The 15,193-nt window shown below is 39.4% G+C and carries 16 protein-coding genes and 1 pseudogene; 1 reads left to right on the top strand and 16 read right to left on the bottom strand.

Annotated features, from left to right (window positions below):
* Window positions 1-10 precede the first annotated feature (10 nt).
* The 5 genes from ADU73_RS05485 to ADU73_RS05465 all read right to left on the bottom strand — a co-directional run bounded on the left by ADU73_RS05485 (window position 11) and on the right by ADU73_RS05465 (window position 4,156).
* On the bottom strand, window positions 11-511 hold the full coding sequence (locus tag ADU73_RS05485; RefSeq protein ID WP_062913257.1) for a GNAT family N-acetyltransferase: 501 nt from the start codon (window positions 509-511) through the stop codon (window positions 11-13).
* Window positions 512-525: 14 nt separating this feature from the next.
* Entirely contained in the window at window positions 526-1,803 is a 1,278-nt protein-coding gene (locus ADU73_RS05480) for a D-alanyl-D-alanine carboxypeptidase family protein (protein ID WP_056985970.1), read from the bottom strand.
* A 158-nt stretch (window positions 1,804-1,961) separates the two neighbouring features.
* Complete coding sequence (locus ADU73_RS05475; RefSeq protein ID WP_062913457.1) at window positions 1,962-3,113, bottom strand: sensor histidine kinase; 1,152 nt, start codon at window positions 3,111-3,113, stop codon at window positions 1,962-1,964.
* A 23-nt stretch (window positions 3,114-3,136) separates the two neighbouring features.
* The gene (gene croR, locus ADU73_RS05470; protein ID WP_062913256.1) at window positions 3,137-3,826 is read right to left on the bottom strand and encodes a response regulator transcription factor CroR; all 690 of its coding nucleotides are present in this window, start codon (window positions 3,824-3,826) and stop codon (window positions 3,137-3,139) included.
* 138 nt (window positions 3,827-3,964) lie between these two features.
* The gene (locus tag ADU73_RS05465; RefSeq protein WP_046870927.1) at window positions 3,965-4,156 is read right to left on the bottom strand and encodes a hypothetical protein; all 192 of its coding nucleotides are present in this window, start codon (window positions 4,154-4,156) and stop codon (window positions 3,965-3,967) included.
* Between the two features lie 149 nt (window positions 4,157-4,305).
* Between ADU73_RS05465 and ADU73_RS05460 the strand changes: the two genes are divergently transcribed.
* Complete coding sequence (locus ADU73_RS05460; protein ID WP_046870926.1) at window positions 4,306-4,569, top strand: hypothetical protein; 264 nt, start codon at window positions 4,306-4,308, stop codon at window positions 4,567-4,569.
* A 433-nt stretch (window positions 4,570-5,002) separates the two neighbouring features.
* Here ADU73_RS05460 and guaB read toward each other — a convergent pair whose 3' ends face one another.
* The 11 genes and pseudogenes from guaB to ADU73_RS05410 all read right to left on the bottom strand — a co-directional run bounded on the left by guaB (window position 5,003) and on the right by ADU73_RS05410 (window position 15,173).
* A complete protein-coding gene (gene guaB / locus ADU73_RS05455) occupies window positions 5,003-6,148 on the bottom strand; it encodes an IMP dehydrogenase (protein ID WP_046870925.1) in 1,146 nt (381 codons plus the stop codon).
* Between the two features lie 53 nt (window positions 6,149-6,201).
* Window positions 6,202-6,915 carry a DUF1129 domain-containing protein gene (locus ADU73_RS05450; RefSeq protein WP_046870924.1) on the bottom strand — a complete coding sequence of 238 codons (714 nt, stop codon included), beginning with the start codon at window positions 6,913-6,915 and terminating at the stop codon, window positions 6,202-6,204.
* 29 nt (window positions 6,916-6,944) lie between these two features.
* Entirely contained in the window at window positions 6,945-8,051 is a 1,107-nt protein-coding gene (gene ychF / locus ADU73_RS05445) for a redox-regulated ATPase YchF (protein WP_062913255.1), read from the bottom strand.
* 221 nt (window positions 8,052-8,272) lie between these two features.
* Entirely contained in the window at window positions 8,273-8,458 is a 186-nt protein-coding gene (locus tag ADU73_RS05440) for a DUF951 domain-containing protein (protein WP_046870922.1), read from the bottom strand.
* A 14-nt stretch (window positions 8,459-8,472) separates the two neighbouring features.
* Entirely contained in the window at window positions 8,473-9,312 is an 840-nt protein-coding gene (locus ADU73_RS05435; RefSeq protein WP_226996057.1) for a ParB/RepB/Spo0J family partition protein, read from the bottom strand.
* A 13-nt stretch (window positions 9,313-9,325) separates the two neighbouring features.
* A complete protein-coding gene (rsmG, locus tag ADU73_RS05430; RefSeq protein WP_046870921.1) occupies window positions 9,326-10,084 on the bottom strand; it encodes a 16S rRNA (guanine(527)-N(7))-methyltransferase RsmG in 759 nt (252 codons plus the stop codon).
* Window positions 10,085-10,326: 242 nt separating this feature from the next.
* Complete coding sequence (locus ADU73_RS05425; RefSeq protein ID WP_062913253.1) at window positions 10,327-11,166, bottom strand: MurR/RpiR family transcriptional regulator; 840 nt, start codon at window positions 11,164-11,166, stop codon at window positions 10,327-10,329.
* Window positions 11,167-11,183: 17 nt separating this feature from the next.
* Complete coding sequence (locus ADU73_RS10595; protein ID WP_236699003.1) at window positions 11,184-11,579, bottom strand: PTS sugar transporter subunit IIA; 396 nt, start codon at window positions 11,577-11,579, stop codon at window positions 11,184-11,186.
* A 180-nt stretch (window positions 11,580-11,759) separates the two neighbouring features.
* Window positions 11,760-13,189 (bottom strand): annotated as a pseudogene (locus tag ADU73_RS05420) (PTS transporter subunit EIIC); the annotation flags it as partial.
* On the bottom strand, window positions 13,189-14,106 hold the full coding sequence (gene murQ, locus ADU73_RS05415) for an N-acetylmuramic acid 6-phosphate etherase (RefSeq protein ID WP_046870919.1): 918 nt from the start codon (window positions 14,104-14,106) through the stop codon (window positions 13,189-13,191). The pseudogene ADU73_RS05420 and the gene murQ, both read right to left, overlap by 1 nt.
* Window positions 14,103-15,173, bottom strand: a complete 1,071-nt coding sequence (locus tag ADU73_RS05410) for a MupG family TIM beta-alpha barrel fold protein (RefSeq protein WP_046870918.1) — start codon at window positions 15,171-15,173, stop codon at window positions 14,103-14,105. The genes murQ and ADU73_RS05410 overlap by 4 nt, the downstream gene beginning before the upstream one ends.
* Window positions 15,174-15,193 lie beyond the last annotated feature (20 nt).

Below are 15,193 nucleotides of genomic sequence, written 5' to 3'. Positions count from 1 at the left end.
CCAGCCAAAATTAGTGAATGGCTTTCCCTAAAATCTTCAAGTCCATCATTTTTCCCGCAAGTAAGGCCACGTTAGGTAATGTTCCCCAAGTTTTATACCCTAACTTTTCAAACAGTCCTAAACTGGGTAAATTGGCGCCAAAAATTAAACACACAATATTTTTGAGGCCTAATTTTGGAGCCGCCTGCTCAGCGTACTGGACCATTTTCGTACCCAATCCTAAATGTCTAAATCTCTGGTCAATATAAATACTGATTTCAGCTGTAATTCGATAAGCCTCGCGAGGATGATAAGGTGACAAGCTTACCCAGCCTGCTCGCTTACCATCCACAAAGGCCAACCAAATTGGATGCTCATCAGGTTTATGGGCATCAAACCATGGCTGCCGTTCAGCAACCGTCACAGGCGTTAACGTGGCAGTCACCGTATGTCCAGCAATCGTTTGATTATATACATTTACAATAAATGGCAGATCTTCTTGCGTAGCAATTTTAAACTCGATTTTTTTCATTGGTTTCCTCTATATTAAAATACACTTACAACTGAGCGCCACATCCGCACAAATATGTTTGCCTTCTCGACAGATTTCTTTGCGAGTACCTGTAACTTAGCATCCTCAGACTGTAAATAAGTGATCCTTTTCCCGTCAACTTTAGCGGTGGCAATTCCTATTTTCTGGTTCTTCGTTACTGGTGCTGTGAGTCCTTTTTTCGATTGTTTGCTTGTAAACCTAATTGATTGTTTTGACTGCTTGTTAGCCACCCAAATCGTTGTTGGCTGACTAATTCCTGCTTTTACCGTTGTCGTCTTTCCTTCTGGCACCTTGAACGATGTGGCCTTCTTTAGCTGAGCACCCTTTTTATAACGGATCGGTTTAAAGTTAGTATAGACTTCTTTCATAATCGTCTGAGTATTGGCAAACCGATCATCAGCTTTGTTACGCCCATTGGCATGCATTACAACCGTGATAATTCGGCTTCCATTTTTATTAACCGTTCCCGTAAAACAGTTGCCAGCCTTGTTCGAGGTTCCAGTTTTCAAACCATCCACATTATAATCTTTCATATAATAATCTTTGCCCGACAGCATTTCATTATGCGTCGTCATATCAATCGCATCATCGGTTCCCTTCGCAAACCAAGCATTGGTTTCCTTAGTTGTCTTTAAAACTTCAGGATAGTCGTTCACCAGTTTAGATGCCACCACGGCGACATCTTTCGCTGACATCTCATTTTCTGCCGATTTAGCGGTATTAGGATAGGCTTCCGTCCCAACCTCGCCTTCTGTTAACCCTGCCGCATTATAAATTTTGGCGTCTGTGATCCCCCATGCTTTCACTTGTGAGCGCATTTCATTAACAAATTTTTCGGAGGATCCCGCTTGGGTAACCCCTAAGGCAATCACCGCCGCATTAGCAGAATAAATTAACGATGCTTTATACAAATCACGAACTGTGTAGGTCCGCTTTGCATTTAAAACAACATTCGTTAACTCCTTGTTCCGACTAATCTTGGCCACATTATCACTGATATGAACTCGCTGATCCCACTTAAGTTTTCCTTCATGAATACTTTTTAAAATAATATAAATTGAAAGCATTTTTGACATCGAAGCAATCGGCAGCACTTTTGAACTATTTTTTGAATATAAAATCTGTCCCGTTTGTGCATCTACAGCGATGCCTGCTTTGGCTGAAATATTGACGTTTGCTGCTTGAGCCTGAACTGGTGCTAGTGCCATTGCGCTTAACATTAAAATCATACTAAAAATAATTGCGAGCTTTTGTTTCCACTTATTAAACATCAAAACGCCGCCTTTCATAACAAGAATATAACAAACTACGTGAGTTGCGCAAAACTTTTTTTAATTTCTGCAAACAAAAAAACGCAAACCAGTCGTTTCGGCCTGTTTAGGTCAACTTAAAACACTAGTTACGCCTACAACAGAAATCCAATCGCGAACTACTTTCCGTTTTGTTGTTTATTTGATTTAGTTTGTTTTAAAGGTAATTCAATAATAAAACTTGTTAACTTTTTGCTCGATTCCGCATGAATTTTTCCATGATGTAATTCCACAATACTTTGAGCAATTGCCAATCCCAATCCGGTTCCACCGGTTGCTTTGGACCTTGAAGATTCTACCCGATAAAAGCGCTCAAACAAATGACTGATTGATTTTTCTGGAATTTGTTCCCCGTCATTAGATACTTTGAAAATAACCTGGTCGCCTTTTTTTTCGGCTTCCAAATAAATGTGGCGGCCACCATTTGCGTACTTCAACGCATTGGTTATCAAATTATTGAATAATCGGCCCAGTTTTTCAGCATCCGCTTCAATTTTTAAGGATTTAGGTGTTGATTTAACTGAAATTTCAATTTGTTTTTTCTTGGCTTCCAACTCAAAACTAGCTGACAGCTGTTCCAACATTGATTCCACGGAAATCTCATTAAACGTCATTTTAGTTGTAGATTGACGGACCTTTATATATTCAAACAAATCGTCTACCATAGATTTCATTTGTTCGGCTTTTAAAAATGCCGTATGTGTATATTTGAGCACATCATCTTTAGTTTTATACTGTTTGTTTTCAATCAATCCTAAATATCCAATAATCGAAGTCAGCGGCGTCCGCAAATCATGACTTACATTCGTGATCAATTCATCTTTCGACTGCTCAATTTTGCGTTCCTCATCCATCGATTCAATAACCGAATCTACCAACGCATTCACACTATCAACGACTCGCTGATGATCACCCTTCAAGGTAAACGGAATGCGATGATCAAAATGACCGTTCGCAATATAATGCAATTCACTAATGATATGCCGCAACTGCATTTGTTTAAACCGACGCATCAATCGCCAGTAGACCACCCAAATATCCACAAACATCATAAAGATGATGAAAAAATTTTGATAGCTCCACACCCGATAGTTATTAGGGCCAATCGTGATTGATTCTTTGATTTGAAAAATTCCCCGTTCCAATCCAGGATTTGAACGGATAAATTCATTTAGCAAAATTAAAAGCGACAAGTTCAAAAGGAGTAACAAAATAACTGTTACAAATCCTTCACCAAGTAATTCACTTTTTTCCCGTACAGTTAATTTCAACATTTACTTTCTGTACCTCTCGTTTAGTGGGACTCAATCTTGTAACCCACGCCCCAAACGGTTTCGATTACCTTTTCACCGCCTGTAGCTTCTTCAATTTTATCACGTAAATGGCTCACATGGACCATCACGGTTTTGGCCGAAATAATACTTTCTTGTTGCCAAACCCGCTCAAAAATATCATCAGCTGAAAATACCCGATTAGGATGACTCGCCAATAAATATAAAATTCCAAATTCCAAAGCGGTTAGCTGAACAGACTTACCCGTTACAGTTTTTACCTCATGGGAATCACTATTAATGGTTAAAGGGCCAATGTCTAAAACTTCAGGCTCGTCTTGCTTCATCTTATTTTGACTCCGACGAAGTAGTGACTTGACGCGGGCCATAACCTCCAACGGATTAAATGGTTTGGTTACATAATCATCTGCACCCGTTAGCAGGCCTTTGATTTTATCCATATCTTCTGTTTTAGCAGAAAGAATTAAAATTGGAATCTGGGAGTCACGTCGAACTTCACGCACAACCTCAATCCCACTCATTTCGGGCATCATCACATCCAGAATCATCAGCCCAATGTCTGAATCCGTATGTAACTTTGTGAGTGCCTCTTTTCCATTAAATGCAGAAACTGGTTCATAACCTTCATTTTTAATATAAATATCGAGGAGTTCAACGATTTCTTTATCATCATCAACGACTAAAATTTTCATTATTTGAAATCTCCTTATAAACTCAATTTTCTTTAGTGTAGCAAAAAAAACATCAACAAGGAATTATATCCGTCAATGTTTTAAGTAATGTTAAGAATACGCCTATAAGTTTTGTCTTTGTAATCCAAGATTTGAAAACTAAGTTGGCATCGTAACACCTTGAATAATGGTGTACACACCTATAACTGAAATTCCTAATGCCACCAAAACAAGAAACCAAATCAAGACCACTAGGCTAAAGAAACCTCTTCGCCTAATTGCTCGAATCAGGCTGATAAGGACATAAAGAGTAACCAAAGTCATGAAAACAATATAAAGGGTTATTTGCATGCTGGATTCTCCTTTTACTAAACAATTTAGTTCTGTTACTCAAAAATATTTTGCTGCACGCTATAAGGCTTCAAGAAAAAGTATATCATATTTGGCCAGCTCTAATGTCAAAGCACTTATGCTATAATAATCATTGGGAGGAGTTATTTATGGTAAAAAGATCTATGTTTGCGAGCATGTTGTTCATCGGAGCCATGCTTATCCTAAGTATATTAGGAATTCCAATCGATTTATTGACCCATCGGCCGATTCTAAACGGCTTAGTAACTAGTTTTTTCGAAGCTCCAAACCGATTTGCTTTCTTCGGTGTTGTTTTAATCACCATCGCTGGTTGCTGGCTTTTACTAACACTAGTCATTTGGTTTTCTCTGGCACTGAATAATCGGTTAACTAAATTTGATTACAGAAAATAATTTTGTCGAAGTCTCTGGTTAAGCTGATGGACTTCTTTTTTATTATATAAAAACCGCTATCGATTGGGATAACGGCCTTTTTGTTTTCTTAGGACGACTTCTTGAAGCAGCCTCAGGAATATAAAGATACCTAACCGTGAGATTACGATCCTACTAACAGCATTTTTATATTTCCGAGACTTAACGCTTCAATCCACTCACTACTTTAGGACAGCTCCTTGAAACAGACTTAGGGATATAAGCACGTCTAACCGCGGGATACAATCCCGCTACCGACGCCCTTATATCCCTAAGTCTAATCGTTTCAATCCACTCACTACTTTTTAGGACAGCTCGACAAGTCAAAAAGAGAATCGTAAGCATGACTCCCGCGGGATTGCGATCCCGCATCCGTCACGCTTACGATTCTCTTTTTTCCAACTTGTCTCACTCACTACTTTTTGTAATTCGGTGCCTCTTTTGTCGTTTGTACATCATGCGGATGGGACTCTATCAAGCCCGCATTCGTAATCTGGACAAATTGGGCATTTTCCGTCAAGGCCTCAATCGTTGGTGCACCCACATAGCCCATTCCAGAACGTAATCCACCAATCATCTGGAAAATAATGTCCTCAACCGAACCTTTATATTCCACACGGGCTTCAATCCCTTCAGGAACCAACTTGTTAGCTTCATTCACGCCACCTTGAAAATAGCGATCTGCAGAACCATTCGACATTGCACTCACACTGCCCATGCCGCGATAACTCTTATACTTTTTACCATTATCTTCAATAACTTTACCAGGTGTTTCATCTGTTCCTGATAACATACTTCCTAGCATTACGGCGTTTCCACCGGCAGCTAATGCCTTTACAATGTCACCGGAATACTTGATTCCACCATCTGCGATAATATGTTTACCGTACACACGGGCAACCGTAGCGGCATCATAAATCGCTGTAATTTGAGGAACGCCAACTCCGGCCACAACCCGCGTCGTACAAATTGATCCAGGACCAATGCCCACTTTAACGACATCAACTCCTGCATCAAACAACGCTTTCGTGCCTTCGCCAGTTGCAACATTTCCTGCAATCAGGGTTGCTTCTGGGAAATGAGTCCGAATCTCTGAAATCTTTCGCAAAACACCAGCTGAATGGCCATGAGCCGTATCAATCACAATCGCATCAGCGCCTGCATCCAATAAAGCTTTTGCCCGATCAAAAGTATCACTAGTAACACCAACTGCAGCAGCAACCAAAGGCCGGCCGTCTTCATCACTTGAAGCATGCGGATTCTTTTTAGGATCTGCTTTACCAGCTGCCTTAACTTCCAAGATCTGCGTTGCTTGATCTTCGATGGACATATTCTTATGAATAACACCCATGCCACCTTGTCGTGACATTGAAATGGCCATCGCTGATTCGGTCACTGTGTCCATCCCGGCACTAATAATCGGGATATTTAGCTTAATGTTATCTGCTAGTTGAACCGATAAATCAGTTTCATTTGGTAAAACATGACTTTCTGCCGGTATCAATAACACATCATCAAAAGTTAAACCTTTTTTCACAAACTTTGTATCCCAATTGGACATAATTAAATCCCTAACCTTTCTGACTGACTATTTTGCTTATATAAAATTTGTTTTTATCCTAAAAACCCACCGGTAAGATGGTAACGACGCTTGAACCACATGCGAACAAAGAAAAGGGCTACTGCCATTGCTAAGTAAACTTCATATGGTAACACAGGATTTACTGCTGCTGGTAATGATGAGAAGGCCATGTAGGCTACCATCCAAACCAAAATCATCCCTGTTGCCATTGCGATTGTTTTCCAAATCGAGCTGCGTTCTTTTGTCTTACTAGTTGGTTGCAATCGATCCGTTAAGAATGGTGCACATGCACCACCAATGAGTGAAATTGCCACCATAGCCGTAATTCCTGCTGGTCCAGGTTGCTCAGCAATCGATTTTGGCTGTGCAATCATCATAATTCCAAACATCAACGAGAAGATCATGAGAAAGACCATGCTGTTATCCAGAACTTTCATCCAATACTTTGTTTCTACTGGTGCCTTTTTTGGCCCCGCAATGATCCCTTTAACTCGGTCAGTGGGGGTACCATAAATTTGTTTAGCAGTTTCACCCTTCAGTTGACCCTCTAGTAAACGTGATTCGGTTTCTAAGAGAGCCTCATTTTTCTTTTCATCTGAAAGTTTACTTGTTTTAAGTTCCCTTTTAAGTCGGAACATAAAATCTTCGTTTCGTTTGGTGAATGTTTGTTTTGATTTGCCAGCAGGTTTCTTAGTAGGTTCTTGTTGCTTACCGGCATTGCGTTCCGTTGTCTTGTCTTCACTCATATGCGATTTCTCTCCTCTGTCTACAATAGTTATACGTTGAACCGGAATTCGATAATATCTCCATCTTGAACAACGTATTCTTTACCTTCTGAACGTAGTTTGCCGGCCTCACGAACTGCCTGCATACTACCTTTTTCATCCAAATCAGCGAACGAAACTGTTTCTGCTCGGATAAATCCGCGCTCAAAGTCAGAATGAATAATTCCAGCACATTGAGGGGCCGTCATACCCTTTTTAAACGTCCATGCGCGGGTTTCAGGACCACCAGCTGTGAAGAATGTTTCCAAGCCTAACAATTTGTATGAAGAACGAATTAGACGGTTTAAACCAGGTTCTTCGATTCCTTCAGCCTCTAAGAAGTCTTTCTTATCAGCATCTTCAAGTTCGGCAATTTCTTCTTCAGTTTCAGCAGAAATTCCTAAAACCTCAGCGTTGGGATCGTCTTTAGCAATAAAGTCCTTAATTGTCTTGTAATACTTTGAATTTTCAGGATCGGCCATATCATCTTCAGCAATGTTTGCAACATATAAAACCGGCTTTGAAGTTAATAAGAATAAACTACGCACAATCTTTAATTCATCTTTATCGAAATCAATTGAACGAACCGCTTTACCGCTTTCCAAAACAGGTTGGATTTTTTCAAGAACAGCCAACTCAGCCAAGGCATCCTTATCGCGGCCCTTAGCAGCCCGTTGCACTTTTCCAAGTCGCTTGTTAACAGCATCCAAATCAGCAATACTTAACTCAAGGTTAATTGTTTGAATGTCTTCAATTGGATCCACTTTTCCAGAAACCGTTGTGATTTCGTCATCATCAAATGCCCGCACAACGTGCACAATCGCATCGACCTGACGAATATTTTCCAAAAATTTATTTCCTAAGCCCTCACCCTTGCTGGCACCTTTAACAATTCCGGCAATATCAGTAAATTCAAAGGTGGTTGGCACAATCTTTTTAGCTGGCACAACTTCTTGAATCCGATCCAAGCGGGCATCGGGAACTTCAACCATTCCGACGTTTGAATCAATGGTCGCAAATGGATAGTTGGCCATTTCGGCTCCTGCTTTGGTAATTGCATTAAACAAAGTTGACTTTCCAACGTTTGGTAAACCAACAATTCCTGCTGTTAATGACATTTTTCACACGCTTTCTTTTTAATAATTTTTATTTAAGTGTATATAGTAATATAGTAACAAAAAAGCGCGTTCAAGGACAGAGGCAACTCCTTTAGATTAGTAAAAATTGGGACCTATTTTCGGATTATTAAGCCTTTTTTCGTTAATTTGAAAAAAAGTAAATTAAAAAAGTTTCACATCACACACTTGCTGTGATTGCAAAACTTCTTTAGCTTAGAAACCTAATCTTCTGCTTTTTTCAAAACCTTTTTTAACTTTCGTTCAAAGTCCCGACGAGAAAGCATGACAATATGGCCACAATTCATGCACTTGATTTTAATATCCATTCCCATCCGGATAACTTTCCATTCATTAGCCTGACAAGCATGCGGTTTTTTCATTTCGACGATATCGTTTAGATCATACATTTTCTTAACTCCTCTTAATCCAATGAAATGTTCAACAGATTTAAAATTCGATTTAGGTCGTCATTCGAAACATAATTAATTTCGATCTTTCCACCTTTATTCTTTTGATCAATAACTGCCTTGGTTCCAAACTTTTCTTGTAGTTGTTCTTCGATCTCACGCACATACGGCGATTCCTTGTGCGTATTAGTCAACGCTTTTTTCTTTGATACTTGTTGTTCATTCAGTCGATTAACCAAGTTTTCCAATTGGCGAACGGTCAAATGTTCAGAAACAACCTGTTTGGCCAGTGGGATTAGTTTATGCCGATCCTTCAAAGCAAGCAAGGTTCGTGCCTGACCCATTGACAAATCACCGGCCTGCAACATATCCTTGATAGTTTTCGGTAATCGTAACAAGCGTAAATAGTTTGCAATGTACGGACGACTTTTACCCAATTTTTCTGAAACCTGAGCCTGCGTAAAATTCAACTTGGCCATCAAAGAATCATAAGCTTGGGCCTCTTCTAATGGTGTAAGATCCTCACGCTGTAAATTTTCAATCACAGCTGCTTCCATCGTTTCGGCATCATTCAACTGACTAATTAAGGCTGGAATTGTATGTAAACCGGCCATTTTAGCCGCGCGATAACGGCGTTCTCCAGCGATCAGTTCATACTGATTAGCTTTTGAAACTGGTTGCCGCACAATGATTGGTTGAAAAACTCCGGACGCTTGAATAGAATTTGCGAGCTCCCGCAATGCTTTAGAATCAAAGTTATGGCGCGGTTGATAAGGATTGGGACGAATATCGTCGAGGTTGATTTCCACAACCTGTTTACTATCCTCATCTCGCAAAAGTTTTTCAGCGCCCATTGTGGACTTAGCTTTACTTGTCATGCTTGGTAACTTCTTTCTTCTGGCTGGCAATGGGTTCGCGATTTGGTGTCCCAGGCTTACGTGGATACTTGTTTGGGGTTTTTCGAATCTTTTCAATCCAAACCAAATGTCGCTCATCACCTGAAACGGGTAATTCTAAGTGCTCATCTTTAGTTAGTTTTCCACCCAAAATTTGGATAGCTTTCCCGGCATCTGCAAGCTCGTCTTCCGTATGACTCGCCTTCAAGGCCAACATCTGGCCACCAATTTTGACCACTGGTAAACAAAGCTCGGATAAAACGGACAAACGGGCAACTGCGCGGGCCGTCACAAGATCAAAGGACTCCCGGTGTCCTAGTTTAGGAGCGGCAAAAGTTTCTGCCCGATCGTGACAGAGCGTGACATTTGTTAAGTGTAACTTTTCCACTAACTCCTTTAGAAAAGTAATTCGCTTGTTCAAAGAATCCACGATGGTCACATGTAATTCTGGAAAAACAATTTTTAATGGAATTGAGGGAAATCCCGCTCCCGCACCAATATCACAAATCGTGATTGGTTGCTTAAATAATTCAGAATTTTGAACTCCTGGTAGTAGCGAATCATAAAAATGCTTCAAATAAACGTCCTCAAGACTCGTAATTGCCGTCAAATTCACATGTTCATTAACTTCTACCAAATATTTATAATATGTATGAAATTGCTGCATTTGCGTCTCAGATAAATTAATACCCTTCGTCGCAAGTGTCTGTTGAAACTCTTCTGGGTTCATCTTGCTCCTCCATTGTGAAACATTAAGTGTTCCACACCATTATAAACAAAAAAAGGAGATGGAACAAGGCGAGAATTCACTATTTAAATCAGGTTAAGACAATTTTTTGACACACAAAAATTATATCGACTACTTTTGGTTTGTTCAATCATTTATTAACTTAATTTTATCCATTCTATTAATTAAAAGCAGGCGTTATCGACTACACTACTAGCCGGTAACGCCTGTTTCTTAAATTTCGCTTATTTAAAATATTTACGAATCACATGGCTTGATTCCTTAATCTTTGCCGCGTTTTCATTAAAATTCATTGTAAGATATGAATAATAGAGCAGATCAACTACATACAGTTGCGCCATCAGGGAGGTAGTGGCAGCCGTTCTGAGTTTCTCATTTTCTTCACTATCATCATGAACCAAAACAATGTCACTTTTTTTTGCCAATGAGCTCTTTCGGCTATGCGTAATGGTAATAACTGGTATTCCATGCTCATGAGCAATATCTGCTAACTTCTGGCTTTCAACAGTCTCTCCAGTATTTGAAATAAGAATCAACACCGTTTCAGGTTTTGCAATCCCTGTCGCAATCAAATGCGTGTCCATTGTTTGCACAACCGGTTTGCCAACCCGGATAAACTTTTGCTGAAGATCTGCAGCTACAATACTAGAGGCACCCAGCCCATACGTATACACATCATCGGCCTGATCAATTAGTTTTGCCGCCCTATGAACAGCATCATCATCTAAAGTAATATTGGTTTGTTCAATCATATGTCCAATTCTAAATTCCATTTTTTGTTTAACAACATCCAAAGGGTCCTTGGGATCTACTTCCATATATAAGCTGTCATCAACTTTAGTTTCAGCTGAAAGTTGAATCTTTACCCCAGGAAACCCATCAGCACTCAATAGCTTTGCTAATCTAACAACGGTCGCTGCACTAACACCCACCTTGTCGGCTAAAGTATCTGCATTCATACTAATCACTTGTTGAGGATTGTCCAGAATAAACTGAGCCACTTTGCGCTCTGACTTAGAAAATGATGCAATTTGTTTGTGAATAGAGAATAGGATACTTTTCATACGATTTGCCTACCTTACTAGCTGACTGGATTGGTATTCATAACAACTGTTGCTTTTTCAACACTTGTTTCATCAGAATGTTTATCAATTGTAAACTCCTGACTATTTGTAATAATTGCTAAAGTAACTGTATCATACCCAGCTTTTGCAACTGCTGTCCAGTCTACTTTTCCAACAATTTGTCCACGCGTAACCACATCTCCCGGTTTAACAGTCAAATCAAAGTATTTTCCCTTCAAATTGACTGTATCAATTCCAATATGAACTAAGACTTCTTCACCAGCGTCACTTGTGTATCCAATGGCATGACTAGTATCTGCAACAAACATTACCTTACCGTTTACTGGTGAAAAAACAGGTGAATCATTATTTGGTTTAATAGCAATACTTTTTCCCATTGTTTCTTGAGCCATAATTGGATCACTCACTTCATTTACGGGGATCTGTTGTCCATCAACTGGTGCTGTTACTGTATCTGCTGCTTTTGTTACAACTTGTTTTTCAACTGCTTCTGTTGTTTCTGTTTCATTTGTGTCAGAACTAGTTTCTGGTACAGTTGCACCGTCATCAGTGGCTGCATCTGGATTCATTGCTTCTTTTGGAACTCCAAAGAAGAATGTAGCAACGAAACCACCAACATACGCCGACAATAAACCAGCAACATACCCTAACCAATGACCATTATTAATTAATGGAATTAGCGCAACTCCTGAAGGTCCAATTGCAATTGCACCAATATTTCCTAATCCACCAATCACAGCACCGCCAATTCCGCCACCAATACAAGCGGTAATAAAAGGCTTCCCAAGTGGCAAAGTTACACCATAAATTAAGGGCTCACCAATTCCAAGAATTCCAACTGGTAAAGCACCTTGATCATATTGGTTAGTTTATGATTACGACGACAACGAACCCAAAGTGCAATTGCTGCACCAACCTGACCGCCACCGGCCATTGCTAAAATTGGTAGCAGTGGTGTCATTCCAGTTTTGTCAATCATTTCAATATGAATCGGTGTCAAAATCTGATGCAATCCAAACATAACCATTGGTAAAAACATTGCACCCAATACAAACCCTGAGAACGCACCACCAACATGCAATATCCATTCGATCGCACCAACCAAGCCAGATGAAACTACACCAGCTACTGGCATAACAAGGAAGATCGTGAATATTCCGACTATAAATAGTGAAACTGTTGGAGTCACAATAATATCAATTGAATCCGGAACCCACTGATGCAATTTCTTTTCAACAATTGATAATACCCAAACTGCAAAGATAACACCAATAATACCACCTTGACCAGCTGTTAAAGGTTGTCCATTAAAAATATTGTGCAAAGGAGCAGTCGGTAGTACACCTGGTAGTAATGTTGCAGCTCCAATAATTCCACCTAGACCGGGTGTTGCACCAAACTCCGTGGCACTATTAATACCTACATAAATGGCCAAATAGCTGAACATCCCATTTTGAATGACCTTCATAATCATGATAAAGTCATTCCAGTTCTTGCCAATATCACCAGCAACCATCATATTAGAAAGAACAGCGGCCACACCACCGATTAATCCTGCACCAACGAATGCTGGAATTAATGGAATAAAAATATTTGAAATTGACTTCAAGATTTTTTTAATCGGTGTCTGCTTTTGTTTAGATTTTTGTTCTGCTTTAACTTTAGCAGCTTTGGCTTCAACCATTTCTTTATCCGTTAAATGACCGTTTTCACCAGCAGCATCATTAGGAAATGGATCACCCAATTTAACGCCAACTTGATCAACCATAACTTGAGCCACTTTGTTCACTGTCCCAGGTCCTACAACGACTTGCAGTGTATCATCATCTACCACACCAAGCACACCATCAATATTCTTCAAGCCTTCCATATCGACCTTATCCATATCAATAATGGTCATTCTGACCCGTGTCATACAATGAATTAGTTTTGCAACATTACTTGGTCCGCCAACATTTTTGTATATTTCATTTGCAATCCGTGTAACTTTTTCGTCTGCCATTAGTCTTTACCTCCTTTAATTGTGCCTCGTATTGTGCCTCGTACAAATCCGTTTGCATTTTTCAAACGAATTTCAGCTTCATTTTTATCTAGATTTGTTAAAATCATGACGATTGCTAATTTTACATTCTTATCAGCAGCTACAAAGGCATCACCAGCGGCTTCATAATCACACTCCGTTGCTTGCATAATAATCCGTTTAGAACGTTCAACTAGCTTTGCATTTGTCGGTTTCACATCAACCATCAAATTTTTATAAACTTTACCAATTCCCACCATTGAAACTGTGGAAAGCATGTTTAAAACCATTTTTTGAGCCGTTCCAGACTTTAAACGTGTTGAACCTGTTAAAACTTCTGGACCAACTGGAACTTCGATGGCAATTTCGGCATGATTACTAATTTCAGCATGATTATTACAAGCCAAGCTAATCCGAGATGCACCAATTTTTTTTGCATAATCCAATCCACCAATAACATAAGGCGTTCTGCCACTAGCAGCAATTCCAACTACTGTGTCCTTATCGGATAAATGATGGGCTTTTAAATCATTTTCCCCTAATTCCACAGAATCTTCAGCACCTTCTACAGCTACTGTCATTGCTTGTTCACCACCAGCAATCAAGCCCTGAACCATTTCAGGATCTGTTCCAAATGTTGGTACACATTCCGCAGCATCTAAGACACCCAAACGGCCACTGGTCCCTGCACCAATATAAAATAATCTCCCACCAGCTTGAAAACTGTCCACGATTTTTTTTACGGCTAATGCAACTTCTGGCAAGGCCTTTTTTATACTGACTGGTACTGTTTGATCCTCGGCGTTCATTAATTCTAAAACTTTACTAGTTGATAGTTCATCCAGATTCATTGTCTTTTCATTTCGCGTTTCTGTAGTTAACTTACTTAAGTCCATCATTGTGAATCCTCCTCATATGGTATGAATTTAATTGCGGTATTTTCTCCTATTAAGGGTAACAAGACAATGTCAGTTTGATTAACTTGTCCAATCACATTTACCTTTTTGCTAGCTTCAAGTGCCCTTTTACAAATTTGAATCTCGCCTTCATACCTACCATAATTTAAATTATCAATTGTAATTGTCCCAATTTTCCTTACATTCATTTGTTCTGGTCGTATATTTACGCTGGTTTTTTGATTTTGTTGCCGCGACTCAACTAAACGCACAACATCTCGTGCCACTTCTGGACGATTATGCCAAACTTGATCAAAAATTTGGGGATAAGTTGTTTTAATTCGAAGTCGAATTTCGTTATGTTGGTAAAAAGACTCAAATTGTTTCATAAGTTGATTAGATATCTGTGGATCACCTACAAAAACCTTGTCAACCTCAAAATTTTTATCCAATTCATTAGTTGCTACTAACGGGTTCATATTTCGTTGTACTTCTAAAGTTGGCAAGCCTCTATAAACTGGTCCTCGAAAATTAGTATCTCCAGAAACAAACGCCATAACAGAAAAATGTTGTTCTTTTAACCAAGCATTCTTTTTAGCAAACCAAGCAGCATCCAATCCTGTTTCCGGACGGGGATAATAGTTATGCCATGCCTCCATGTGATCAAAATTAGCATTTTGAACAGTTAACTCATGCACATCAGATTCACTTATGGTGCTTGCATTTAAGGCTATGGCTAATTGATGACTTAAAATAGCAATTTCTGAATTTGTAAATCCATCATCTAATCGCAGAGCCGAAATTCCAAATTGAGTTAACTTCCCCGCATCATTCACTGAGCATCCTAAATTTTTTAATCCTTGATAATCAATATCAACGGTCAGCTCTAAGTTTTGATTTGCACAGATTTCTCCAAGTGATTTCAGCCGTTCAACGTATTTAGAATCATCATCCTCAGGAATGTGCACCGAAGTAAAAACTCCAGTAAAACCGTTTTGACTCATATTCTTGATATAATTCTCAGTTCGGCCATCAATTTCAGTGTCTAGATAAATTGAGAAACCTAACATAATATTCCTCCCATCTTTTG

Origin of the sequence: Pediococcus damnosus, assembly GCF_001611155.1 — a bacterium.
Lineage (GTDB): Bacteria > Bacillota > Bacilli > Lactobacillales > Lactobacillaceae > Pediococcus > Pediococcus damnosus.
This window is presented reverse-complemented; position numbering and strand designations above follow the sequence as displayed.

Coding starts and splice junctions, on each gene's coding strand:
- ADU73_RS10595 (WP_236699003.1), bottom strand. CDS start 11,579: ATGGCTCAAGAAACAATGGGAAAAAGTATTGCTATTAAACCAAATAAT.
- ADU73_RS05435 (WP_226996057.1), bottom strand. CDS start 9,312: ATGGGCGCTGAAAAACTTTTGCGAGATGAGGATAGTAAACAGGTTGTG.
- ADU73_RS05425 (WP_062913253.1), bottom strand. CDS start 11,166: ATGAAAAGTATCCTATTCTCTATTCACAAACAAATTGCATCATTTTCT.
- guaB (WP_046870925.1), bottom strand. CDS start 6,148: ATGTCCAATTGGGATACAAAGTTTGTGAAAAAAGGTTTAACTTTTGAT.
- rsmG (WP_046870921.1), bottom strand. CDS start 10,084: ATGAACCCAGAAGAGTTTCAACAGACACTTGCGACGAAGGGTATTAAT.
- ychF (WP_062913255.1), bottom strand. CDS start 8,051: ATGTCATTAACAGCAGGAATTGTTGGTTTACCAAACGTTGGAAAGTCA.
- ADU73_RS05465 (WP_046870927.1), bottom strand. CDS start 4,156: ATGCAAATAACCCTTTATATTGTTTTCATGACTTTGGTTACTCTTTAT.
- ADU73_RS05480 (WP_056985970.1), bottom strand. CDS start 1,803: ATGTTTAATAAGTGGAAACAAAAGCTCGCAATTATTTTTAGTATGATT.
- ADU73_RS05485 (WP_062913257.1), bottom strand. CDS start 511: ATGAAAAAAATCGAGTTTAAAATTGCTACGCAAGAAGATCTGCCATTT.
- ADU73_RS05450 (WP_046870924.1), bottom strand. CDS start 6,915: ATGAGTGAAGACAAGACAACGGAACGCAATGCCGGTAAGCAACAAGAA.
- ADU73_RS05440 (WP_046870922.1), bottom strand. CDS start 8,458: ATGTATGATCTAAACGATATCGTCGAAATGAAAAAACCGCATGCTTGT.
- murQ (WP_046870919.1), bottom strand. CDS start 14,106: ATGATGGACTTAAGTAAGTTAACTACAGAAACGCGAAATGAAAAGACA.
- ADU73_RS05410 (WP_046870918.1), bottom strand. CDS start 15,173: ATGTTAGGTTTCTCAATTTATCTAGACACTGAAATTGATGGCCGAACT.
- croR (WP_062913256.1), bottom strand. CDS start 3,826: ATGAAAATTTTAGTCGTTGATGATGATAAAGAAATCGTTGAACTCCTC.
- ADU73_RS05460 (WP_046870926.1), top strand. CDS start 4,306: ATGGTAAAAAGATCTATGTTTGCGAGCATGTTGTTCATCGGAGCCATG.